The following is a 24,569-nucleotide window of genomic DNA, read 5'->3' on the forward strand; positions in this document are numbered from 1 at the left end:
TCCAAACTATTCAACAGTTTATCGATCGCACTTTGCTCGATCGCCTGGAATTGTACTAATTCATATCTCCCGATGATTTAGCCTCATCTGGGTGGGCTCTGCCCATCTGCCCACCCTACAATTGCTTCAAGGGATTAAACCCACTTAAAACAGGCACGACTCACCGGACGATTGCTTAATCCACCGTCTCATTCACTGGGAAGCGATTAATCAGTTGAATCGCCCGATAGGCATTCACCTTTAACCCTTCAGAAATGTGGGGAACATAAGGAATCTGCGACAAGAAATCCAAAGTCCGGCGCAACATTCGCACAATATCCCCCTCATCCAAACTCGTATTCGCACAGAGTTCGGTCCATTCCACTCCCAGCGCCCATTCTTCAACGATCGCAATTAATTGTCGTTCTAACCAAATCGGTAGGGTCACCCGATGCCGGTGTTGCAGTTGAAACAGTTTCCGTCGTTCTCCTTGCAGTTGCGACAACGCCCCATCCACCTCTCGGGACAGATTATAATTCGTCCAGTTATCCGGACGGGAAACCTCTGTCACCAAAGCGGCACAAGCACAAGCAAACTGATGGGGTTCTAACCATTCTAAACAGCCGGACATCAGGGCCAATCCCAACCATAACTCGTTATCTCCCCGAATCGCTGCCGCACTTTCCCCTAAGGAAGTCACCTCAAAGGTCAGATTTTCAATCGCATCTTCATCCCCATCGGTTTGGGTTTCCAACTGTCGTAAACATCCCACCTGTTGGAGAATATTAATCAAATCCAGAAACTCTTCCCAGTGCGCCGTGAGATGGCTATCCAGCTTGTTTTTAACCTTAGATAGGTCGCTTTCTAGCTTTTTATAGCGTTTGAAATGTTTAACCAGGGTGCCCGGATGTCCATATTGATTGAGAGGATGGTCCTTGAGTTGACCATCCAGGGCCGCAATTCGCCGTTCCTGTTCCGCCACTTCTGGCGCATAAAAGGTGGGCACTGAACTGGGAATCAACTGAGCGATCGCCGCTGTATCTTCATTCCCCTTGCGCGATTGTCCCGGTTTCAGGACCAATTCTCCCGGGGGTAACGGGGATTCAAATTGATTCCACTTCGGTAGCGGTTCATGCAATTCCACCACATCCAGTCCGGTCCCCACATACCAGCGATTGCTTTGACTCAGACAGACCAAAATCGGCGATTTCCCCGGTCCCGGCGCTTTTGCCACCAAAACTGCCAAAATAGGCTCTTTCGTAACAATATGACGGCCTTTGAGACTGAGCAGTTGTCCCGGTTCAGCCATCGGCAGCGCTTGAGCGGCGATCGTCCGAGTGGATTCTAAAGCTTGCTCCTCCAGGGTTTTGAGCAGTTGCCGTTCCACCTTCATCCGCTCTCGTAATTTCTGATATCCCTTGCACAGGTCCTCATCCACCCCTTGTAGCTGCTTTTTGAGGGTTGCCAGTTCCTGGGTTTGTTTGGAAATATCTTGCAGTTTCGGTTGCAGATGCAGGGTTGCCAAATACTGCCCAAAACTCGATTCCACCAGTTCTTTGGTTTCTTCTAAGGTGTGGGTTTGCAGCAGATTTAAGACCATCCCGTAAGTGGGAGTAAACTGACTCACCAACGGGTCCGGTCCCACAGTGGCTAAGTAAGACGCTTCTTTTGCCCCTTCAAACCGGGTCTGAACCGTGACCACATACCCCCGTTCATCCATCCCTCGACGACCGGCGCGACCGGACATTTGCAGGAATTCAGAGGCTTTTAAGAGTCGATGTCCATCATCGGTGCGCTTGGACAGACTGGAAATCACTGTGGTTCTAGCAGGCATATTAATCCCCGCCGCCAGAGTTTCTGTAGCAAACACGACTTTAATTAAACCCGCCTGAAAGAGTTCTTCGACTAATCCTTTCCAAGCGGGCAGAATTCCGGCATGATGGGCCGCAATTCCCCGCAGCAGGGGTTGCAGTTGTCCCGTGCGTTCCGCTTCTGGGTTTTTGGCTAAAAATTCATGGACTCGTTTGTGCAGTTGGGCCGCTTCTTTCGGCGTCACCAGACTCAGGTCAGACACTTGGGTTACTGCATCATCACACCGCCGACGACTGAAGATGAAGTAAATCGCCGGAAGCATATCCTTTTCGTGCAAATGGGTCAATAACTCAATTAACCCCGGTTCGTCTCGACTGGACCCTCTACCTTTGCCTGGGGTTTTAATCAGGCGCTGGTTAATCTTTGTCTGGTCTTTACTCAGCAGGGGAAATAATCCCTTGGCGCTGCAAAAGTAATATTCCAGAGGAACGGGTCGATAGTCGGAGTAAATTAACTGGGTGGGCCCATGTACCTGGGAGATCCACTCGGTTAACTGTCCCGCATTGGCAACAGTGGCCGAGAGGGCCACAAGCTGAATCTCTGGAGGACAGTAGATAATCGATTCTTCCCAGACGGTTCCCCGTTGGCGATCGTTCATGTAGTGGCATTCGTCCAGAACCACCGCCTCAACCCCATGCAAGGAAGTCCCCACGGCCCCAATGGAGGTGCCATAGAGCATATTTCTAAAAATTTCCGTGGTCATCACCAAGACTGCTGCATCCCGGTTGATGGAGATATCCCCGGTGAGTAGTCCCACGTTGTTTTCCCCAAACTGTTGCCGAAAGTCGCGCAGTTTTTGGTTGGAGAGGGCTTTGAGTGGGGTGGTGTAAAAGACTCGTCCACCCCGTTTTAAGGCGCGGTGGATGGTGTATTCTCCAATTAAGGTTTTCCCTGAACCCGTGGGCGCACAAACCACCACGGACCGGCCTGCTTCTAAGGCGGCGATCGCCTCATGCTGAAATCGATCTAACGCAAAGGGAAACAGGTTGTTTGACTCAAATTTTTTCAAGATAGGGGTACTGTTCACGCCCAAAAATTCCTAGTGCTTTTGTTTACTGTTTTTTCAAATCGGTTTGCCTGGGTCGCTCATCTGAATCTAGCGGTTGCTTTCGTTAGCAGTCGGATCCGTTTTTTTTAGCGTTCTCCTCCGCTGCCCTTAGAATTTGCTCGCTTCCCAATTGCTTGACCGATTTTGGCGGGGGTTTGCCCGTTGGCTGGCTCTGACCCCCTCTTCTTTATTAAAATCCCATTATTCTTTGGTGATTATTATAGCAATCTTCTGGGTCATCCTTCGAGTTGAGTTTATACCTGTTCTGTTTTCCAAAAATCGCCGGGTCATCTCCCCAATTCTTGGCTTTAATTGTTCACTTCTTGAATTATGACCTTGGGGGTTTTCCTTGTACAGGTATCCCCTCGGTTCCGGTCTCTCCCGTCTGTTAAACCTGTTAGCTATTAACAATTGTCAACCTTCAAAGAGAGATAAGCCAAACTGGGTTACAAGCGGCGCATGAGTTCGCTTAACAGGGGACCGGGGACTCGCGATAATGCCCGAGTTTGGCCCTCAATGCCAAATTCTGCATAAATGGTGCGGACAATTTGGACAATATAGGCCCAGGCATTTTGATGGCGTTCCGGTTGGTCTTGAGTCGCAGTCGCCCCTTGGATATAATGATCCAGGGCGGCATGGAGATGTTGAGCGCGGCAGGTGGCATCAGGAATGGCGTTAGTTTGGGTCACCAGTTGATAATGAGCCAATCCCACGTTAGTATGAGCGGCAATCAAGTCAAAGGCTAGTATTTTTTGGGGAGAAGACTGACTCCCGGCCTGGTGACAGAGGGTTTGTCCCAAGGTAATGGCTGCATCGTAGGCGGCGATCGCCTCAGTTAAAAATTCCACCCGCAGTTCCGGTTCCGATTGCGAGTGATTGGCTAGATGCCAATAGGCGGTTCCCAAATTATTTTGAGTCGCAGCATGAGCCGCCGGAACGGTCTGTTTTGTCCGATACATTAACGCAATTTGATAAGCGGCGATCGCCAGCATCAGATAATCTTTGGGTTTTTCATATTGCGCTAAATTCCAATAGGCTGTCCCCAAATTATTTTGAATCATCCCATATTCTAAGGGTTGTTCCGATCGCGAGTGATGACGCAACGCTTCACTATAGGCCGAAACCGCTTGTTTTAAATTCTGCACCGCATCCCGATGTTGGGCCAAGTTCCAATAGGCGGTTCCCAAATTATTCTGAGTCGCGGCATAAGGCCGCATATCCCCACCGGCTTCCCCTTTGCGATAGTCTAAGGCTTGTTGGTAGGCCAGGATGGAACGCTGTAAATTTTCCTGACGGTCTTGATACCGGGCCAATTCGCTATAGACTGCCCCTAAATTATTCTGAATCCGCGCCCAGACGGAGGGTTGGGCCTGGACATCCAGATGTTGCAACCCCTGGTGATAGAGTTCAACGGCCTTGAATAAGTCCGGTAGTTTCTCCTGCGGTTGCGATCGATAGCGCGATCGCATCCAGTGACAATTTCCCAAGTCATTGGCCAAATCCCCCCACTCCGGCGCATCCTTCTCCATCAAAGCGATCGCCTCTTCGTAGGCCAGAATCGCTAGGGTCAGATATTGCGGCAACAACTCCGGGGCGACAGTCGCCCCATTTTGACTCCCACTACTTCCCTGGGATAACCCATCCCGATAAAACGACCCCAATTTTACATAAGCATGGGCCAGTTCCCCCCGAGAGGTCCCGCTACAGTGCAGATGTTCCACCTGTTCCAACAGTTGGAGGGGGAGGGCATTGGACCCAGAAGGCACTACTTCTGCCTTGACATCGGCGCTGATTCGTGCATTAACTGTGGCCCAGACTAATTCCACCAGCTTTGCTGGAGGTTTGGGGGGAGAAGGGGGAGATGGGGCGGTGAGTAGGGGGGTGGGGGTTTTTAGGGGGCGGTAGTCGCCTTCTGTCTCTCGGTGGGATTGTTCTAATGGGAGTAATGGTCGCGGTGGGGGATTTTCCTGGGGTAATCGGGGGATGACGGGGGATGCTTCAATGGTGGTTTGACTGTACTCTGGAGACTGGGCCACGGGGGTGGGTTCGCCCTCAAACTCAAAGAGTCCCGTGCGACAATGCCAAAATTGGGGTGCAGATTGGGCAATGGTTCGACCCCAGGGACGGGAGACCCAGAGTAAAATACTACAAGAAAACAGGCGATCGCCGGGATCACTCAAGCGGCCCTCACTCGCCTCTAAATCCGCCAAAAACGACCATTGCACCGTAGGAGTCGCCTTGGTTAATTTTTCTAATCCTAGGACCTGAAACACCGGCAAAGGCGATCGCGGATCCGGTAGAGGATGACGAGTGATCCATGCCTCAATTTGGGCGACTGGATTGGGGTCCTGAAGATTTAACTCCAAACTGACCAATCGAGGATATTCCGATTGGCGAGTTTTCCCCCCGCCATTCTCCGGGACTTCCCCGCTTTCACAATCTGCTTTCAAATCCGCAGCTAAACCTTTGGCCAAGCGGTTTCGCAGAGGCAAGTCATCACAGACCGCCACAAAGATTTGACGGCGTAAATTCAGACTCAGCGCCAGTTTAAGCTGCTTGTAGGTTTGCCGATTAACGTCCAAAACTGTTAGGGGAAGAATATCCGTTACGATCATCGTATCAGGATCACGAGTGCAGGGCATAAGGATACAAACTCTGCCGAGGGTAGACTGAACACTTAACTCCAGAGGCAAAGTCGGCGTGAACAGATACTCTTTCCAGGAGTTCCTCAAAGGTTCAGGAGGGATAACACCTGGGCGATCGTCCGGACAAATTCCCAGAAGAAACGACTGAAGTCGTTACTACAAACATTCAGAAACAACTGAAGTCGTTTCCCTTTGTTCGTAGTGACGACTTCAGTCGTCTCCCCCAGTTCATAAAAGAGGTTTAAAAAGGCTGTTCTAATTAGCTGAGGTTAGAAATCAAGGCCGTTAAGACCAATAAACCGCTGACTAATAAAAGGCCCAAAACCGCCTGGACCGCGTAGTTCCGTTTTTCCGTGGTCGTTGGGGGGGTGGCGGTGTACATTTTCGGCTCTTTTGCAAAATTATTGAGCAATCCGCCTTCATCTTCACTATAGGGCATTTGTTAAAACCTCAGTCTTTCTACCTACCTAGTTTTACTCTATCAGATGGCGGCAAAGATTGATCCCGAGATCATCATCAATTTTATGAACGACCAAATCTTGGAGGGAGGATGGGGAGGATGGGGAGGATAGGGGAAATTGTTCGTAGTAACGACTTCAGTCGTTGCGCTCGTGTCATGGATTAAGCCATCACACGAGCAATTGGAGAGTCTACCACCTACCTGCTTGGGGACTGGAGGTAGAGCCTCAGTTGAGGGCGTTACATGGCCTAAAAGCCATGTAACGCGGAAACGACTGAAGTCGTTACTACGAACACAAGAGAACGACTGAAGTCGTTACTACGAACACAAGAGAACGACTGAAGTCGTTACTACGAACAATTTCCCCCATCCTCCCCATCCTCCCCATCCTCCCCATCCTCCCCATCCTCCCCATCTCCCCCATCCTCCCCATCTCCCCCAGACCTCTGGGAACACTGCCCGGTCCTTATCGTTATAGATAGAGAGAGCGTAGGTATTGCCATTCCCGAAGCCAAATTTAAGAACCCTCTCTACTTAACCATTGGCTTAGTGTCCCATCAAGGGTTGGAAATTGCCTCGCCGTTCATATCGGAGTAGAGAATCCCCTCACACCCCTTGACAAAATACCCCGAATATGTATAAAAGGTAGGCTCTTGATTTCCGTCGGCTCATCAGGCAAAGTTATCTAAAAAAAAGCTATAGGTAGCCTTATTTAATATTCAGAACCCCAGGAAAAAGCGGGGACCTTTAGCCAAGAACACTGAATGGAAAATCTTCCGCCTCGGCTGCCGTTAAAAAAAGTTAGATACCCGGGATAGGGTGTGATTCCTATAGGGATAAGGTATGATTCCGGTAATTGGGATACCTGTAGACCGAAAGTTTAAGGCTGCTTTAGTCCTTTGAGTATCAGGAAGGAATGCCAGAGCGACCCTGGGCTATGGAGACTCAGCTCTGATTGTGGGTCTTCTTGAAACAATGGGGGCAGTCTGAACCCAAACCCATTTGAAGAGTGCTTCAACGCAACTTTACACCGGGTATCATCTTTATAAAGCCTTGGTAAAGTTAGGCTAGTGAGTATAGACAAGTCCTCAAGGGGTTGTTAATCTAAAAAGCATAAGGGGAACAGGCAATAACAAACGAACTTCCCCCCCCATCTCACGCCGGATTCAGATACATAAGGACCACTAGGAGGGTTTGCTCAGATGAAACTTAATTTTTCTACAGTATTGGGTTCTGCTTTAGTCACCACAGGGTTCGTTTCCATGATTGCTGTGGCCCCAGCATCTGCCGGATTGACACTCACAGGGTTAAGCTGTACAGAGACAGATGAGGTGTCATTGGGAGGTGTCCCATATACCGCTTGTGAAGGAGCCTTTGCCGGTAATGACACGAACAGCAGCTTCCTCGATGACTTGAATAGTGGTGTTCTGTTCAACGACCATTATAACCCCACTCAAACTTGGTCATTCGCTGCAAAAAATGAGGGTGATTCCTGGTTGAGTGCACCCGAAACAACGGACGGCGAGTGGAGTTTTACCCTACCCGAAGTTCTCAACAAGGCTACATTTATCTTGAACCTCAAGAGCAGCACTGCTTTTAGCTCCTATCTGTTCAAAGACTTTGATTTCGGTGGAGTCACTAGCTGGTCAGGTGTATTCGATACCTTGGGTGTTTCTCTTAACCCTCGAAACGGCAACCCCCAAGATTTATCTCATGCTTCCTTGTACTTCGCGAGTGGCGGTGGCACAGTTGACCCCGAGCCAGTTCCCGAACCCGCTACTCTGCTCGGTTTGGCTGTAGTCGGTGGTGGACTCTCCCTGTCTCGTCGTCGCAAATCGACCTCCTGCTAAAGATTGATCGGCTAGGGTGATCGTGAACTAGCTTTTAACAGGTCAATCGCTATGGGTTAGAGCCTCTAGCGATTTGCTTGTTTTAGGGTAATCATCCGTTAAGGGATTTTTCCCCAGTTCCCCGTCTTCTATCCAAAAACCTGGGTACAGGAACGGGAAGACAACCGGGTTTCTTGACAACATTTCTGATGGTTTGGCAAGCAAGGTCCAGAAACCCGATGTCTATGTCTTGAGTAACGCTACAGATAGAGGGTGGGAAATTCAATCTATCAAGGGGCGATCGTGCCGGTCAGGGGTGAACTAGCACTAGCGGCAGATTTGATGGGAATACGACCGGCGAGATAGGCCAGACGACCGGCTTCTACTCCTTGGGCCATAGCTCTGGCCATTGCTGCGGGATTTTGGGCGAGGGCGATCGCACTATTAATCAAGACCAAATCCGCCCCCATCTCCATCGCCAGGGCGGCCTCGGAAGGGACCCCAATCCCAGCATCCACTACCACCGGCACTTGAGCATTCTCAATAATAATCGCAATATTCGCAGCGGTACTAATTCCCTGTCCGGACCCAATCGGTGACCCCAAAGGCATCACTGTAGCACAACCCACCTCTTCTAAGCGTTTGGCTAACATTGGGTCAGCATTAATATAAGGCAACACCGCAAAGCCTTCTTTGACTAATTGTTCTGCCGCTTGCAACGTCCCGATCGGGTCCGGTAACAGATATTTCGGGTCGGGAATCACCTCTAATTTGACAAAATTATTCTCCTCTTGGCCCAAAAGTTTAGCCATTTCTCGACCCAATCGGGCCACGCGAATCGCTTCCTCAGCGGTTTGACATCCGGCAGTATTCGGCAACATCCAGATTTTACTCCAGTCGATCGCCTCGGCTAATCCCTGATGTCCCGGTGCATTGGTTTGTACCCGACGCACCGCCACAGTCACGATTTCACAACCACTGGCGATAATACTTTGCTGCATTTCCTCCATTGACCGATATCTACCCGTCCCCGTCATCAAGCGCGACTGGAACGATCGCCCCGCAATGGTTACAGGTTGATCTAACTGCTGTAACAAAGATTCCGGAGAAGGGACAGAGGGTTTGGCAGTGGCGTAGGTGAGAGAATTAGTCATGGTAGATGGGTTCGGTTGAGCATAAGAGGTCAAAAATCGCTGACTATTAAAGTGTGGCAGCAGGGGATCGGTATTTTCCTGGAGAATACAATCGGCAATCAGGGAAGCGGTAATCGGTGCGAGTAAAATCCCGTTGCGATAGTGACCTGTGGCTAAGGTTAAATGGGCGATCGCACTCGGACCCAGAACCGGCCATTCATCCGGGGTCGCCGGTCGATATCCCCACCAACATTCACTAATCGGATAATCCGCTAAAACCGGATAGAGGCGCATCGCTCGTTCTAACAAGAGTTGGATTCCCCCAGGAGTGTTACCCGGAGTAAACCCCACATCCTCACTGGTGGCACCGATAATAATCCGGCCATCCCGTCGCGGAACAATGTAGGTTTCCGGTCCAAATAAGACCCGCGTTAGAGGGGGCACCGGGGAATTCTGCGGGACTTGCACCGACAGCATCTGCCCTTTTTTAGGATGAACCGGAATCGGCAGGAGTTGATGACTCCAGGCCCCCGTTGCCAGGACATAATGGGAGGCGTGTAATTCTCCCTGATTTGTCCGCAAGGCGACTGCCTGCTGTTGTCGCTGGATTATCCCCTCAAGGATGACCCCCTCACGAATCTCCACTCCCAATTCTCGGGCAGCCTTTAATAACGCATTGGCAAGGGCGCGATTATCCACTTGTCCATCTTCGGGATACCACCACCCGCCCAGGACTGCCTCACCTAAACCCGGTTGGTACAGGTCCAGGTGACATTTGTCAACCCAAGTGGCGGGAAATTCTGAATCCGTGGGGGCGGGGGTCCCTGGTGGGACGGGTTCATAAACTGGGGCGAGGATACCCCCGGGCCAATAGCCGGTGGAGACGCCGCTGAGGTCCTCTATTTTGCTAATCCAGTCCGGATAGAGCGATCGCGATCGCAAGCACAAATCCAGCATGGGTCCCGGGGGAATCGCCTCCGCTTGCGGGGCCAGCATTCCCGCTGCGGCATAGGTTGCCCCCTCCTGCAGCGATCGCGCACAAACCGTCACCGATGCCCCGCGCAGTTTCAGGTCAATGGCAATGGATAGACCGATAATGCCACCGCCAATAATAATGATGTCGCTTGATGTCTTCATTAAAAAATTAGGGTAATTTTTTTTATAAAAATCGGATTTTTGTCAAGTTGCAATCGGTGAAGATTAGGTTAAATTTTTACCAGATATGGCACTCCGTGGTGTTTAATGAATCCGAAGAAAGCAGGATATAATTTAGACGAATGCTTTGCCAATCTGAGAAAAAGCTGCGCTGAAATTATTAATTCTTAATAATCAATGCCCTTCCAGCCTTAACCTTCTGCTGTCCAGACCGGATTTTCCCCTTGTCCCCAGAAGCCGTCATATTTTGTCAACTTTACATCACCTAAAACTTGAGTTTGACAAGCTAATCGGAGATTTTTTGCGGGAGAATGAGGAGGGAGCGATCGCCGAGTTCGGTCTCGCCAATTGGGAGCCGAGATTTCTCCTTCAATCTCCACCGCACAAGTGCCACAACTACCCAGGCCCCGACAATTAATCAATTTGGCCTTGCCATTGTACAGGTCAATCCCATTGTCTAACAAAACCTGCCGGAGATTAGCCCCGCGATCGCACTGTAAGGTCTTTCCCGCCACTTGTACTTTTGGCATCTCAACTCACTCAAAGCATTTCACTCTCTATTTTTACACTTTTTGGGGAGAAGGGGAGAGTGGGGAGGATGGGGAGGATCGGGAGGATGTTCGTAGTAACGACTTCAGTCGTTACCTCGTTACTTGGCGGACGCCAAGTAACGCACCCCTGTCCGGATCCTCCAGTTCCCAAACAGGCGCTTAAGCCCCTCCTGGTGAGGCAACACCCGGCGGGAGTTAAAACGATTGGCGGCCTAACCGCTAAAGTCGGTTGAAACTGACATCTTGCAGCAGTGGCGACACCCGGCGGGGGATAAATCCCCCGCCTAACAGCTAAAGTCGGATAAATCCGACTGAAAACACCACTGTATCAGGCTTGCAGTCGTCTTTAGACGACTTGAGCTATTAGGCGGGGGATTTATCCCCCGCCGGTGTTGAGAATGGCGCAAGATGTCGTTACTACGAAATGAAGAGAACGACTGAAGTCGTTACTACGAACACCGGAAACGACTGAAGTCGTTACTACGAACACCGGATCACGACTGAAGTCGTTACTACAAACATCCTCCCCATCTCCCCTGTCCAATGACTAACGACAAATGACAAATGACCAAAACTATGAACGCAGATAGCACCAACCGGATTTGGATCTACGACACCACCTTAAGAGATGGCTCTCAGCGCGAGGGGATGTCTCTGTCTATCGAGGATAAATTGCGAATTGCTCACCGCCTCGATCGCCTGGGAGTCCCATTTATCGAAGGCGGATGGCCTGGGGCCAATCCCAAGGATGTGCAGTTTTTCTGGAGACTCAAAGAAGAACCTCTACAAAACGCCGAACCTGTGGCTTTTTGTTCCACCCGTCGTCCGGGAAAAACGGCAGCAGAGGACCCCATGTTACAGCCGATTCTCTCTGCCGGGACCCGTTGGGTGACCATTTTTGGCAAATCCTGGGATCTTCATGTGATTGAAGGACTCAATACCACCCTGGAAGAAAACCTGGAGATGATCCGCGATACCATCGAGTTTTTGCGGAGTCAGGGACGACAGGTGATTTATGATGCCGAACACTGGTTTGATGGTTACAAACACAATCCCGCTTATGCGCTAAAAACCCTAGAAACAGCGATCGCCGCCGGTGCGGAATGGATTGTTTTCTGCGATACCAATGGCGGCACCCTACCCCATGAAATCAGCCAAATCACCAGCACCGTGATTCAAACCCTCCGCCAAAATACCGATATCCCCATCAATTTTGGCATTCATACCCACAATGACGCAGAAACTGCCGTTGCCAACGCCCTAACTGCGGTTCTCGAAGGAGTTCGCATGGTTCAAGGCACAATTAATGGCTATGGTGAACGCTGCGGCAATGCCAACCTTTGCTCTTTAATTCCTAATCTCCAGCTTAAATTGGGCTATGATTGCATCGACCCGAGTCACTTGGTGAAACTCACAGAAACCAGTCGATATATCAGCGAAGTCGCCAATCTCGCCCCGGATGATCATGCCGCTTTTGTTGGACTTTCAGCCTTTGCTCATAAGGGGGGAATTCATGTTTCTGCGGTCCAGCGCAATCCCTTGACTTATGAACATCTACAACCGGAATTAATTGGCAATAAGCGCAGAATTGTGGTGTCGGACCAAGCGGGAATGAGTAATATTTTGGCAAAGGCGGCGACTTTTGGGATTGACCTGAATAAAAAAGATCCAAAATGTCGGCAGATTTTGGAGAAGTTGAAAGAGTTGGAAAATCAGGGCTATCAATTTGAGGCGGCGGAAGCGAGTTTTGAATTGTTAATGCATGAAGCAGTAGGCGATCGCCAGACGTTTTTTGAAATTAAAGGCTTTCACGTCCATTGCGAACAACTCGAAGGAATGACGAATGTTCTGGCAACGGTTAAGGTCGGAGTGAATGGCAAAAATATTTTAGAAGCGGCTGAAGGCAATGGTCCAGTTTCAGCCTTAGATGCCGCCCTGCGGAAAGCGCTAGTTAATTTTTATCCGGCTTTAGCTGACTTCCAACTCACGGATTATAAGGTGAGAATTCTGGATGGGGGAGCGGGAACTTCGGCCAAAACTCGGGTTTTAGTGGAATCGAGCAATGGTCATCAACGCTGGACGACGGTTGGGGTTTCTACCAATATTATTGAAGCCTCTTATCAAGCGGTGGTGGAAGGATTGGAATATGGGTTAATTCTGCAAACCCAAGGTAAGGAAGTGGTAGCGGTTTCTTAGAATGATATTCAATTAAGGGGATTGAACAACATCAATCATCCAAACGTTCGTAGTAACCCCTTCAGGGGTTTCTTGAAGAGGTCTCAATCAAGGAGTCACTACGAACGTTTTGGGGATTTTATTTTGTGAAGTTCCCTAATCGCATTTAAGGGTCATTTTTTCACGGTATGACGGTGGGCATATTTTGGATCTATCTCTGGATAGAGAATAAATTAAGGGGGAGAATCACGGGGTCAGTCACTTGTCAAACTGTCACAAACGGTCCCGTAGCTGCCTGGGACTGGAATAATAATTAAAGTGATTCTTGATCGTCTAGGATTTTAGCCCTCATGCAGCGCTTAGAAAATTCCACTGCCTCTGAAATCAGTTTTTCTCAGGTTCCCGAAGATCCTCGCATTGAACTTTCGGTTGCGGAAAGGTTGGGAGAATGCCAGGAAAATTTATTACGAGTTTTAGTGGTTGCCTCTGGGGGTTGCACGGCGTTGAGTTTGTTGGCGTCGCCAATGGTGGGACAAATTGAAGCGGTGGATAGTAATCCGGCGCAGTTGCATTTAGTGGAGTTACGCCGTCAGGCATTGTTGCACTTACCATTATTGGACCAGATGGCGCTGATTGGGGGCGATCGCACCACTCACAGTCGGGAACGACTGGACCTCTACAAAGAATTGCGGCCCTATCTGCCGGAAGCGACGTTATCCTTCTGGGATGCGCGACTCGAACAGATTGCCCAGGGAATCAATCAGGTAGGCCGATTTGAGACCCTGACGACTCAGTTAGCGGCCCAATTTTCGGCTTTAGGGTTGGATCCGCTACAAAATCCAACCCAAAGTCTTGCTCATCCCGGGTGGCAAGATTGGGTTGAGTCGATTTTCACTCCCGAGGAGTTGGTGAAGGTTTTTGGAGAAATTCCGGTGAAGGGGTGGCAGGGACTTTCGTTTGGGGAGCATTTTGCTCAGAGGTTGGCCGTGGCCCTCAATAAGATGCCTCCCCAAGAAAATTATTTTATGACCCAACTGTTTGCCAACTCTTACGCTGAGGGGTTAAAAGGGGTGCCGGTTTATTTACAAAATCTTGCTCAAGGGACGATTTTGGCCCTGGGTACCCAGCGTCTGAAATTGCATGGCGGTCAGTTTTTAGAAAAAGTTGTGGAACTGGGTCAATCGGGCGGATTTGACTTGATTTCTATGTCAAATTTTGGGGATGGGATGGCCCCTGATGAGTTAGGGGGTGCGATCGCCAAGATGACGCACTACTTAAATCCCGGTGGCGCTTTAATCGGACGCCGACTCCAGGGCCATTATGATTTAGGGGCGCTGATGGGCCAGTCTTTGCAGGTGGATCGGGAATGGAGCGCTAGATTACTAGAAATGGAACGCTCTTATCTCTATGAAGAGGTGGTGGTTGGGTTTGCCTGATGATGTGGCGATCGCTGCTGGGTGATGGGGACCCAAAATCGCCTGCCCCGGGGAACCCTAGACCCGGACTTCACCCTGAATTAATCCCCACTTCACCCCCTCTGGACGGCTGTGTAGTCGAAGGCCCTGGGTCCTTAACTCATTTTAGTGAGGCAAATTCTCCACAACTCTATTGTTTTCTCACTGAAGCGAGATAAAATTGGGAGTGAACAAAAGCTCACTTATTTGCATCTAAGACCAAGGCAACAGTCGTCGTTACATAAGGGTGAGAGAACTGCTGTGATTCCGCAAGACTTTTTAAAAGTGGTAACCGTCGAACGGGGCGTTTCGGACTCAGAAATTCAGGTCTTATCTTATGCGCTGCATGGTGAATCCATAGCCGCGATCGCCATTAACCTGGGCATTCGACCCGAAGCGGTCCGCAAACGACTCGGTGAAGTGTACAAAAAATTTAAAATCGGGGGCGCTGGACCCGGTAAAATGGCCAAATTACAACAGATTCTGGTCAGCGAGTATCAGGTCCATCAGACCGGGACAACCTTGAACAGTCATGGACTCCAGAATGGGTCCGCCTGTTGTGTTAAATCCATCTATGATTGGGGAGAGGCACCGGATAGTTCGATTTTTTATGGGCGAAAACTCGAACTCGCTACCTTGGAAGAGTGGATTTTAGAGCAAGAGTGCCGGGTGGTGTCCATTTTGGGGATGGCAGGGATGGGCAAAACTGCACTCTCCGTCAAACTGGCTCACCAACTCCAAGATCAATTTGATGCGGTGTTCTGGCGAAATTTGCATCAGGGTCCACCGCTGAGAGACCTCCTGGACAATCTACTCAAATTGATCTACCCTCATCAGGGGCCTAATTCCGTCCCGGAACTCCATGATAAAATCTCCCTACTCCTGGAATATTGTCGCCGTCATCGCTGTTTATTAATCCTGGATGGGGTGGAAACCCTGTTACAAGGGGGTGAACTCTCGGGACAGTATCGCGACGGTTATGAAGAGTATGGAGACTTTTTTAAACGGCTCGCCTGCCAACCCCACAAGAGCTGTGTGCTGATGACCAGTTGGGAAAATCCCAAGGAAATCACGTTACAAGAAGGGGATTATTTGCCCGTTCGCTCTCTACAATTGACGGGGTTAAATGTAGAGGCATCTACTCAAATTTTAAAAGATAAAGGATTGATTCCCGAACCGGCCTGGGCCAATTTATGTGATTTATATCGAGGGAATCCTTTAGAACTGAAAATTGCGGCGCGGACAATTCAAGAATTATTTGGGGGCCAAGTTGCAGCCTTTCTGAAACATGGCACGTTAGTGTTTGGGGAAATCGGTGAATTGCTCGCCCAACAGTGCGAGCGCTTGTCCACCTTAGAAAAAGAAATTCTCTATTGGCTGGCGATCGAGCGTCAACCTTTATCCCTGGAGCATCTGCGTCGGACTCTGTTATTGCCGGTGCCGTTGCAGGAATTATTAGAAGCGGTGGCTTCTCTAGGACGGCGATCGCTGCTTGAAAAAATAGCCGACCCTGACCGGGCCTTATTTTCCCTGCCGCCGGTTTTGTTGGAATATGTAACCACCGCTTTGATGAGTCAAATTTTTGATGAATTACACGAGGTTTTTAACACCAAAAAGCCGGAAAAATTTTTGCTGTTCCGCAGCCATGCTCTGGTGCAATCGTCGGCCAAGCCCCAGGTTCAACAGGAACAACTCTCTCAGATGATTACGCCCCTAGGCGATCGCCTCCGACGCACGATTCGCAGTGAAAGTCGGATCGTCGATTATTTAACCCAAATTGACACCCTCTTGCAAGGAGAACCGACCCTAGAAGTGGGTTATAGCCGGGAAAATGTCAAGAGTCTCCTGAAATCCCTCCAACCGGAGAAAAAATAAGCGATCGCCCTCGACCGCTCAAGAGACAAGCCCCCAACCCATTTCCCGGGAAGGGGGAAGCCGAAAGCCTTGTTCTGCCTAATTTTTGATGCATCTACTTCCAGTCCCCTCCCGCCCTCAAAAAACGTGGAGGATTCTCCCTCTCCTCTGAGGCCCTACCCTCAGAGGAGAGAAAAAGGGCGAATGCTTGAGTCCCCCATCCTCCCCATCTCCCCATCTCCCCAATAAAGCCAAACAATTGGGAAAATTTGTGATAAACTACTTTAGTAGAGAAAAAACTCTCCACTAAAAATCAAACCCAATTCCGTACCCATAGCAAGCGCCAAAGCGAACTCACGGATCAAGAAGTTCGACTTCGCTCCGCTGCGATCGCCCTGGAGATTGATTGGTTATCCGGGAGGAAGCCGATCTCGCTGCTGACGGTGGTAGGTAGCCCCAACAAGTTTAATCTTTTCCAAAATGTGGAGACTTGCGGAGTGTGAAGCAAGGGCCTCCCGCCTGACTCGGCTCGATGCGATCGCCATCCTGGGCAAGCGGAACCGATAGGGTTAGGGGTTTGCTCATAGCCCGGACCACTGGAATCGGGAATTAGGTTAAAGGCCCACAGGAATCTGAAATTAGGCGATTCGGAAAAAAAAATAAAAAATAGACTTGCCAAAAGCCGCGTGCTACGATAAAAGATATAAAGTAGCTTTCCCACCGATTACCGAATCTAGGATTTTTCCGAACCGGCACTCAACTGCTTGAAGTTGGGAACTGCCGCTCAGTCCAGATAGCGAAGATAGCGTGGATCGACATTTTTGATAGTCGAGAACCGATGATCATTCCTCCCAATTCACCTAGAATATCGGCCAGAGCAAAAAGAAAGGACTTTCCAATGGTTCAAAACGTTTCCTTAGCTTCAGGTGGTTTACACAAACCGTGCAAATCTCCGGATTATATACCCTGTTCGGCTGGAAGTGTGTCAAGGCCGATGCCAAACCGACTCAACGGTCTAACGAACTTGACTAGCTGAAACTGATGGTAAAAAATGCAGGCACTTTTTTAAAGAGGTCTGGAAGCGGAAACCCCAAACTTCGCGCTGGAACGGCAGAGCCGTCTAGCAAAAATCCACCGTCAACTCTACGAGGATGGCGAATAAAACCTTGCGAAGTATGGTAAAAAGATTGGAAAGCAATTGTATGTTGTTAGAAGTTTTTGGAAAATTAAAGAGGTATTATGACCCAGCAGGTTTGTCACTCGATGGATAAATTACAGCGTCAGGTGCGATCGTTAGTAGAATCAAAAATCCTCAAGCCCACAGATAGCCTCTGGAAAATCGCCTTTCTCTATGGAGATGAATGGGCGTACTGGAAAAAAGAATTACTTGAATTTGGCTTTTCAATGAAAGATCCGGTGGTTCACCTCCTAGCGGTAGAAACCTGGGAAGAAGACGAGTAGAAGCTTAAGAATCAGGATAACCGGGAAAAAAACAGAGGAGCGATCGCCTAATCTGTGATCGTTTAGCCCATCTAGATCTGAGGGTTTTCGCTCATCTGTTCTCCCGAATATCCCTATTTATAAACACTGGGATAAAGCCCGGGCGAGTTGTGCAGCGGTTTGATAGCGATCGCTGGGTTTGGATTCGGTAGCCTTTTCAATCGTCTCTCGGACTTGCGAAGTAATGCGCGGATCACCTTTGAGGTTAAACCCATAGCCCGAACCGCGAAGCTCAAAAAACTTCTGAGGACTCTCCCCAGTGAGTAAAAAAATCAACGTAGCACCGATCGCATAAAGATCCGACTGAGTTAATGGCTCACCTCGGTTCTGTTCCGGTGCCGTATAATCCGGTGCGCCAATACAAGTACCCAAGGGCGTACCAATTTCCTTAACCGCGCCAAAATCCAGCACGATAATTCGATTATCCACCGTCCGCACCATCAAATTAGCCGGTTTGATATCCCGGTGAACGATGGGCGGACTTTGGGCATGAATATACTCCAATACCTCACAAGTTTGAATCATCCACTCGATCGCCTGAGATAACACAACCGGACCGCGCTGATAAACCCGCTGTTCCAAATCCTGACCGTGGATCATCGCCATTGCCAGATATTTTTTGCCCTCATCCACAAAAAAATCATAAAACTGCGGTACCCCAGGATGATTCAACCCCTTAAGGATCCGTGCTTCCCGCTCAAATAATTCCCGAGCTTTAGGAATCCGGGTCATATCCGCATTCATTTCCTTTAACACCAACATTTTGGGACGGGGGTTATTTTCCTCGGGAGGAACGAATGCCAGATAAGTTGTACCCATTCCCCCTTGACCCAAAGTTTTCAAAACTTGATACTCTCGGATCTGCCGTTCCACCAGAATCGGCGCGCCGCAGTGAATGCAGAACAGGGTATTGGGAGGATTATTGGCATGAGTGCAAACCGGGGAAACCGGGGAAACCGGGGAAACCGGGGAAGCCGGGGGAGAGGGGGAAGAGGGGGAAGCCTGGGCTTCCAGGATAAACTTTAACAGTGGACCTCCTCGGGCTAACTGAATCAGCGCCCCATTACTGAGGCGCGACTGCTGGACCGGGTGACCATTGACAAACGAGCCATTGGTCCCGTAATTGATCAACTGCCAGACTTTGCCGTGAGTGCTATCCTGGGTCAGATGTAACTCCAAATGCAGGCGAGACACGACCGGATCATCAAGCACTAGATCATTCTGTTCAGGCGATCGGCCAATGCGAATCACATCAGCATTGTCAAACCGCCACTGTTTAATCGGAGAATTCGTGTCGTCTACCAAAACCAGAGTAACCACTTCGGCAACTCCTTGAAACATCATTGAAACTTAGCCTTAAACCTGATCGAAGCACAATCTAAAGGCGCACCGAAAGCCCAAACCCCGGCTTTCGGTACGCGGGGATTTATCGTTCACGGACTAGAGCACGAACGGCGATCGCCGTAATATTATCGTGACCGTTATATTGATTCGCTAACTCAATTAACGCCTTAACCCCAGGCTCTAACGGCATTTCTGCATTTAGGAGGGGTTCGAGATGAGTCAAATAGTGAGTCTCTAACAAATCATTATCCGTCAGACCATCAGAAGCCAGAATCAATAAAGTATCTTCCTCTATCTTAAAAAACTGCACCTCGGGGCTAACAAAATCCTCATTGCGAGGACCCAGCGCCTGGGTGAGTTGGTAGGCATCGGGACGCAAGTAGGCCGTTTCGGGATCCACACCGCGCTGAATTTCCCGTTGCCCCACTTCATGATCCACCGTAACTTGCTGCAATCCCCGAGTGCGAGTAAAGCGATACAGCCGACTATCTCCCACATGAGCAACGGCTACATTCTGATCTTCAACCAACACCATCACCAGGGTGGTCCCCATGCGCCCACTGCCCCCGCGTTGTTCGGCTTGGTTCAGGTCATAAATCCCCTGATTGGCAAACAGAACCCCGGTGGAGATGACCTCTTTATTCGGTAAGCTATCCTGCCAATATTGATGGAAATATTCCCGCAACTTTTCCACCGCTAAAGCACTAGCGATTTCCCCGCCTTCATGTCCTCCCATGCCATCACAAAGAATGTAAAGCCCCTTGTGGTGGGTAGAAAACGCTCTAGCACCCTGACGCTGCTTGACTAGGGTTTCAATGCCAAAATCGTCTTCGTTATGGGTACGTTGCCGTCCAATATCCGTCTGTCCCGATGCTTCGAGGTTTTCTAACAGAATCGGCATGACCATCGTGGGACTGTCATCCATATCGAGGTTATCGGTGATTGCTCCGAGGTAAATCGGGTCAGATTGGGGGGAACTGATGGGAGTTGCCGGTTGGAGTTGAGATTGGAGGGTTTGCAGGCGCGATCGCAGTCCTTCTACACTGTCCCACTCGACTTCAAGTAATTCTGCCACCACCTGTTGTAATTCAGAACTCTCATCCTCTTCTGTCTCCGGTGTCAGTTGTGCCGAATTCAAGAGAGTTTGCCAAAACTGCCCCACTGCGGTGAACCTGGGGGTGGCATCGGGCAGATCAGGATATAACCGTTGTAGACACAGAATTTGGTCTTCTACATCAAGACGGAGATTTTGCGGTTCTAGTAAACTTTGCTGACAGTGCCAGGGTTCTAATCCGATCCAGAGTTCCGTCACTTCCTGCAACCAGTGCAGGATTTGGGAGGGAAGGATGGGGTTAGTTTGAACATATTCCATTAGGAATGGTTGGGTGGAACGGTCTTCTAAGAGGATGACCCGGCGATCGCCCCAGTGCCATGCATCATGGATCGCCGGAACGATCGCATAAAATTGGGAGTGGAGGGCCAGATATGCTTTGGCGATTGCCGGAATTGCCAGGGCCAAAGCGGGAGTGGGATGATCCATGCGATCGGGGATTTCTACAGGGTGAGAACTCAAAGCCAAGAGGGGCGATTGTTGCAGGGGAACGCAATCTAGTACCTTCACCTCAATTTCCCCCTGGGTGAGTTGATTTAAGGCCAAATCCTCCAACAGTTGATAGCGTTTCTCTTGGTCTAAAAAGGACCAGGCAGGCAGAATCTCGTCGGGTTCCTCGGGGATTTCTAATGCTGCTGCCGCCGATGCCACCCTGGAGGATTGTTCTTCAGATAGGTCAGTCTCAGGACTATCCAGGTCCGTCTGTTCTATTGCCGGTTCTGTCTCCAGGGAGGATTCCTCCAGGGTGGCGACTGCGGAGGTTTCTACATCCGCCTCAACTCCCAGGGTTTCCGAGGGTTCTGTACTTTCCCGGACTTGTTCCACCACTTCCGACAGACTGGCGATGGTATCAACCTCGGAAGTCTCAGAGGCGATCTCCTCGGGGAGTTCTTCCTCTGTCCCTGCCTCGGATTCTATTTCCGGTTCTTGTGGGATATCGGGTTCCAGAGGTGCCGAGACGGACGCCACAGCCATTTCCGCCGTCTGCCCGGTTGCCACAGATACGGATTCCTCAACCACTGGAGTCTCAACCGCGTCTGCAACCTCGGCATTCTCAGGTACTCGTTGGCGATCGACGATCGCCAGCCAAATTTGCCCCGTGATGGCACCGCAATTATGGCAGTTTAAATCACTGGCAAGCACCGGGGTTCCACATTGCCCACAGGATTTATGGGTGAGGGACATCCCACATTTTTGACAAAACTTGTTAGAGTTTGGGTTCTCGAAATGGCATTTAGAGCAGACAAGCATAGTAATATTCCAGTTCAGAAATTTAAGAGTTTTAATCAACCTGGATTTTTAACGATCGCATCTTAATTTAGGATACTACTTGGATTTTAGCGTTCCTATCCTATTGAGTTAACCCCCGCTAGACTTACTCGATTTCCCCCTCCTTGTTCCCAAACCCCTCGCGTCCCCTTCCCTGTGACTTGCCCAGGGAGGGCGTTAACCCGCACCTTGAAGGCAGGACTTACGCAAATTTTGAGAATCCACCCCTGATGTAGAGGCGATTCCCTTGCTCGCCTCTACATCATGGGGTATCACTTTTCCAAGGGTTTTGCCACCGTAACGACCCAGGGAGTCCCTTTAAAATGCTTGGATCCATTCCTTGACCTCGTATTCGGTCCAAATCCCATTTTTCCAATAAGGGTCACCCTCGATCGCCTCCCGGACGGTTTGTTCATCTGGGGCTTCATAAATCCCAAACACTTTGGTGACATCTTGCGTAGGACCCAGGGTAATCACTAAACCCGCTGCTTTTTGGGCGCTGATTCCATCTAGGTGCGCTTGTCGATAAGGGGCGCGTTTTTCCAGAACATCTTCGCAGTAGCTGCCCCACATTACATACTTCGGCATCGTTTTATTTTTTAGACTAGAGGTTGACAAGTGAACCGTTATATCCCCAGGCATAGGGAAGTCTAACCGCAGGTCGGGAGTATGAACCCCCGACCGTTGGTTGTGGGGAATATTTCCCCGGGAAGAGAGGGGGTTAGCTTCGCAAACTCACCGCAAACTGACTGACTAAGGCATCCCGAACCTTTTGATGGGCCGGTTCTATCTCTTCATCAGTGAGGGTGCGATCGCTGGCCCGATAGACCAGTCGAAAGGCTAAACTCCGTTGTCCTTCCGGCACATTCTGTCCCCGATAATCATCGAACAGTTCCACGGACTCTAACAAAGACCCCGCAGACTGACTCATCACCCCGGTGAGCTCACTTACCGCTACCTCAACCGGCGCATAGAAAGCCAAATCCCGGTCTGATGAGGGATAGGAGGAGTAAGCGCTAAACTTGCGTCCAAATGTATCTTGCGTGAGAACATCTAAAATGGGTTGTAACTCCATCTGGAAGATATACACCTCATCAGGCAGTCCTCGGTCTTGTCGGAGTTGGGGATGGAGTTGGCCAAAAACCCCAATATTCCGGTCCTGCAACCACAAAGAAGCCGTTCGTCCCGGATGTAACAGAGTGGGATAGGCATTGGATTCCGGACGATAAGTGATTTCCAGTCCGAGGCGATCGCAGACACTTTCCAGAATCCCTTTCGCCTCATACCAGGACATTGGTTGTTCCCGACCACTGCGGACCCAGCGGCCTAGGGTCGGATCACCGCCTACAATTCCGGCGATCGCCTCTTGTTCCTTCAGTCCTTCGCTATCTTTCCAGAATGTGCGACCCAACTCAAACCCATTCAGCGGACCATTGCCTTGGGCTAAATTATACTCAAACGCATCAATTGCCCCAGAGAGCATTTCCGTCCGTAAGGCAGAATATTCCACAAACAGGGGATTAGCTAACGCAATTTGATTCTCCTGTTCAGCCTTAACTAACGAATAATGCATCAGTTCCGTCAAACCCGCACTGCGGAAGGCCGATCGCAAATCTCGCCTTGCCTGTTGTTCGGGTCCAAGTTGACCGGCAGCACTTTGGGTTGGTAAGGTTTCGCAGAACTTGTCATACCCATAAAGACGGGCAATTTCTTCGATTAAATCGATTTCCCGTTCCAAGTCCCGAGCCCGATAGGGTGGTACTTGCACCGACCAGACTTGACCGGGGGTAATCCCTGTGAGGGTACATCCCAAGGCAGTGAGAATCGGTTCGATATCCGTTGCTTGTAATTCTCCCGTGCCTTCCCCTTGGTTGATGGGTCCGAGAACCTGATTAACGCGATCGCGGCGCAGTTCGATGGATTGGACCGAACCCCCGACGCGCAGTTCTTCCGGACGTGCATCGGCAATTTGTTGATGGACGGGAGTACCGCCTGCGAGTTCTAGGAACAGGGCGATCGCGCGATCGCAAGCGGTTTCTAATCCCGCATAATTCACCCCCCGTTCATAGCGCGCCGAGGACTCCGTGCGTAACCCCACCGCGCGAGACGATCGCCGCACTGCCGGAGGGTCAAACAATGCCGCCTCTAAAATTAAATTCTGCGTCCCTTCATAGACTTCAGTTTCCTCCCCACCCATCACCCCAGCGATCGCCACCGGCTGATTATTCGCCGTAATCAAGAGATTTTGAGCTTGCAGAGTGCGGGTTTGACCGTCGAGGGTTTTGAAGGTTTCCCCAGATTGAGCAAACCGGACGCCGAGAGTGAGGGAATCTCCTCCGGCGAGGGTTTGGAGGCGATCGCGATCGAAAGCGTGTAACGGCTGTCCCCATTCCAACAGAATGTAATTCGTGACATCCACCACATTATTAATCGGACGCACCCCTGCCGCTTGGAGACGCTGCTGCAACCACAGAGGAGAAGGAGCAATTTTCACCCCGGTGATTTCGGTGCCAATATAGGCAGGACAGGCTTTGGATTCGTCAATTTTTAAGGACAGACCCTTGCCACCGGATGTAATATCTGTGCCCGAGGCAGTCGGTAATCGTAACGAGGCCCCAGTCAGGGCCGCCACTTCCCGGGCTACCCCCACCATACTCAAGGCATCAGCCCGATTTGCCGTGGATGTTAAGTCTAAAATTACATCATCCAGACCTAACAACGGAGAAACTGCCGTCCCTAATTGAGGGTTTTCCAGGTGAAAGTGATGAATCCCTTCGGATTCCTTCGCCAAACCTAATTCGGCTAACGAGCAAATCATCCCCTCAGAGGGGACGCCGCGCAGTTTAGCCTTTTTAATTTTTAAGTCAATTTTGGGCAGATACGTCCCAATCGGGGCCACGGCGACATAAATATCAGCCCTGGCGTTGGGTGCGCCACAGACAATATTTAAAGGGGAATCCCCGCCAATATTGACCTTGCAGACGCTTAGTTTATCGGCATTGGGATGTTGTTCACGCTCGATAATTTTTCCCAACACGACGCCGTTGGCCCAACTGCGCCGATCTTCGATGTCTTCTACTTCAAATCCAGCCATCGTCAGCGTATGGGCTAACTCTTCTGGAGACATCGTGATGTCTATCAGTTCCCGCAACCAGTTTAGAGAAATCCGCATTGATATGGACGCCTAAAA

At 50.1% G+C, this 24,569-nt stretch carries 14 protein-coding genes and 1 pseudogene; 5 read left to right on the forward strand and 10 right to left on the reverse strand.

Going from position 1 to position 24,569, the window contains the following annotated elements; genetic code table 11:
• Nucleotides 1-175 precede the first annotated feature (175 nt).
• From NG795_RS22575 to psb34, 3 genes are all read right to left on the reverse strand, one after another.
• The gene (locus NG795_RS22575; protein WP_367290890.1) at nt 176-2,878 is read right to left on the reverse strand and encodes a DEAD/DEAH box helicase; all 2,703 of its coding nucleotides are present in this window, start codon (nt 2,876-2,878) and stop codon (nt 176-178) included.
• Nucleotides 2,879-3,345: 467 nt separating this feature from the next.
• The gene (locus NG795_RS22580) at nt 3,346-5,541 is read right to left on the reverse strand and encodes a tetratricopeptide repeat protein (RefSeq protein WP_367290891.1); all 2,196 of its coding nucleotides are present in this window, start codon (nt 5,539-5,541) and stop codon (nt 3,346-3,348) included.
• Between the two features lie 262 nt (nt 5,542-5,803).
• On the reverse strand, nt 5,804-5,983 hold the full coding sequence (psb34, locus tag NG795_RS22585) for a photosystem II assembly protein Psb34 (RefSeq protein WP_367290892.1): 180 nt from the start codon (nt 5,981-5,983) through the stop codon (nt 5,804-5,806).
• Between the two features lie 1,223 nt (nt 5,984-7,206).
• On the opposite strand from psb34, the gene NG795_RS22590 reads away from it, so the two are divergent.
• On the forward strand, nt 7,207-7,854 hold the full coding sequence (locus tag NG795_RS22590; protein ID WP_367290893.1) for a PEP-CTERM sorting domain-containing protein: 648 nt from the start codon (nt 7,207-7,209) through the stop codon (nt 7,852-7,854).
• A 269-nt stretch (nt 7,855-8,123) separates the two neighbouring features.
• On the opposite strand, the gene NG795_RS22595 is transcribed toward NG795_RS22590, so the two are convergent.
• From NG795_RS22595 to NG795_RS22605, 3 genes and pseudogenes are all read right to left on the reverse strand, one after another.
• Nucleotides 8,124-8,930 carry a thiazole synthase gene (locus tag NG795_RS22595; RefSeq protein WP_436836081.1) on the reverse strand — a complete coding sequence of 269 codons (807 nt, stop codon included), beginning with the start codon at nt 8,928-8,930 and terminating at the stop codon, nt 8,124-8,126.
• A gap of 192 nt (nt 8,931-9,122) precedes the next feature.
• Nucleotides 9,123-10,103, reverse strand: a pseudogene (thiO, locus tag NG795_RS22600) (glycine oxidase ThiO); the annotation flags it as partial.
• Between the two features lie 209 nt (nt 10,104-10,312).
• Nucleotides 10,313-10,651, reverse strand: a complete 339-nt coding sequence (locus NG795_RS22605; RefSeq protein WP_367290894.1) for a 2Fe-2S iron-sulfur cluster-binding protein — start codon at nt 10,649-10,651, stop codon at nt 10,313-10,315.
• A 585-nt stretch (nt 10,652-11,236) separates the two neighbouring features.
• Between NG795_RS22605 and cimA the strand changes: the two genes are divergently transcribed.
• From cimA to NG795_RS22625, 4 genes are all read left to right on the forward strand, one after another.
• Complete coding sequence (cimA, locus tag NG795_RS22610; protein ID WP_436836080.1) at nt 11,237-12,868, forward strand: citramalate synthase; 1,632 nt, start codon at nt 11,237-11,239, stop codon at nt 12,866-12,868.
• A 329-nt stretch (nt 12,869-13,197) separates the two neighbouring features.
• The gene (locus NG795_RS22615; RefSeq protein WP_367290895.1) at nt 13,198-14,283 is read left to right on the forward strand and encodes a DUF3419 family protein; all 1,086 of its coding nucleotides are present in this window, start codon (nt 13,198-13,200) and stop codon (nt 14,281-14,283) included.
• 279 nt (nt 14,284-14,562) lie between these two features.
• Nucleotides 14,563-16,176, forward strand: coding sequence for an NB-ARC domain-containing protein (locus NG795_RS22620; protein ID WP_367290896.1), 1,614 nt, complete (start codon nt 14,563-14,565; stop codon nt 16,174-16,176).
• A gap of 1,218 nt (nt 16,177-17,394) precedes the next feature.
• A complete protein-coding gene (locus tag NG795_RS22625) occupies nt 17,395-17,616 on the forward strand; it encodes a DUF4327 family protein (protein ID WP_015149823.1) in 222 nt (73 codons plus the stop codon).
• 117 nt (nt 17,617-17,733) lie between these two features.
• On the opposite strand, the gene NG795_RS22630 is transcribed toward NG795_RS22625, so the two are convergent.
• The 4 genes from NG795_RS22630 to pheT form a co-directional block, all read right to left on the reverse strand.
• Nucleotides 17,734-18,999, reverse strand: coding sequence for a protein kinase domain-containing protein (locus tag NG795_RS22630; RefSeq protein ID WP_367290897.1), 1,266 nt, complete (start codon nt 18,997-18,999; stop codon nt 17,734-17,736).
• A gap of 82 nt (nt 19,000-19,081) precedes the next feature.
• Nucleotides 19,082-21,361, reverse strand: coding sequence for a serine/threonine phosphatase (locus NG795_RS22635; protein WP_367290898.1), 2,280 nt, complete (start codon nt 21,359-21,361; stop codon nt 19,082-19,084).
• A gap of 336 nt (nt 21,362-21,697) precedes the next feature.
• Nucleotides 21,698-21,967, reverse strand: a complete 270-nt coding sequence (locus NG795_RS22640) for a YciI family protein (protein ID WP_367290899.1) — start codon at nt 21,965-21,967, stop codon at nt 21,698-21,700.
• Between the two features lie 133 nt (nt 21,968-22,100).
• Nucleotides 22,101-24,551, reverse strand: coding sequence for a phenylalanine--tRNA ligase subunit beta (gene pheT / locus NG795_RS22645; RefSeq protein ID WP_367290900.1), 2,451 nt, complete (start codon nt 24,549-24,551; stop codon nt 22,101-22,103).
• Nucleotides 24,552-24,569: the final 18 nt, after the last annotated feature.

The sequence above is a fragment of the Laspinema palackyanum D2c genome (genome assembly GCF_025370875.1).
Taxonomy (GTDB): domain Bacteria; phylum Cyanobacteriota; class Cyanobacteriia; order Cyanobacteriales; family Laspinemataceae; genus Laspinema; species Laspinema palackyanum.

Excerpts from the sequence above, each read along its gene's own strand:
- NG795_RS22580 (WP_367290891.1), bottom strand. The coding sequence starts at position 5,541 with ATGCCCTGCACTCGTGATCCTGATACGATGATCGTAACGGATATTCTT.
- psb34 (WP_367290892.1), bottom strand. The coding sequence starts at position 5,983 with ATGCCCTATAGTGAAGATGAAGGCGGATTGCTCAATAATTTTGCAAAA.
- NG795_RS22590 (WP_367290893.1), top strand. The coding sequence starts at position 7,207 with ATGAAACTTAATTTTTCTACAGTATTGGGTTCTGCTTTAGTCACCACA.
- NG795_RS22605 (WP_367290894.1), bottom strand. The coding sequence starts at position 10,651 with ATGCCAAAAGTACAAGTGGCGGGAAAGACCTTACAGTGCGATCGCGGG.
- cimA (WP_436836080.1), top strand. The coding sequence starts at position 11,237 with ATGACCAAAACTATGAACGCAGATAGCACCAACCGGATTTGGATCTAC.
- NG795_RS22615 (WP_367290895.1), top strand. The coding sequence starts at position 13,198 with ATGCAGCGCTTAGAAAATTCCACTGCCTCTGAAATCAGTTTTTCTCAG.
- NG795_RS22625 (WP_015149823.1), top strand. The coding sequence starts at position 17,395 with ATGACCCAGCAGGTTTGTCACTCGATGGATAAATTACAGCGTCAGGTG.
- NG795_RS22630 (WP_367290897.1), bottom strand. The coding sequence starts at position 18,999 with ATGATGTTTCAAGGAGTTGCCGAAGTGGTTACTCTGGTTTTGGTAGAC.
- NG795_RS22635 (WP_367290898.1), bottom strand. The coding sequence starts at position 21,361 with ATGCTTGTCTGCTCTAAATGCCATTTCGAGAACCCAAACTCTAACAAG.
- NG795_RS22640 (WP_367290899.1), bottom strand. The coding sequence starts at position 21,967 with ATGCCGAAGTATGTAATGTGGGGCAGCTACTGCGAAGATGTTCTGGAA.
- pheT (WP_367290900.1), bottom strand. The coding sequence starts at position 24,551 with ATGCGGATTTCTCTAAACTGGTTGCGGGAACTGATAGACATCACGATG.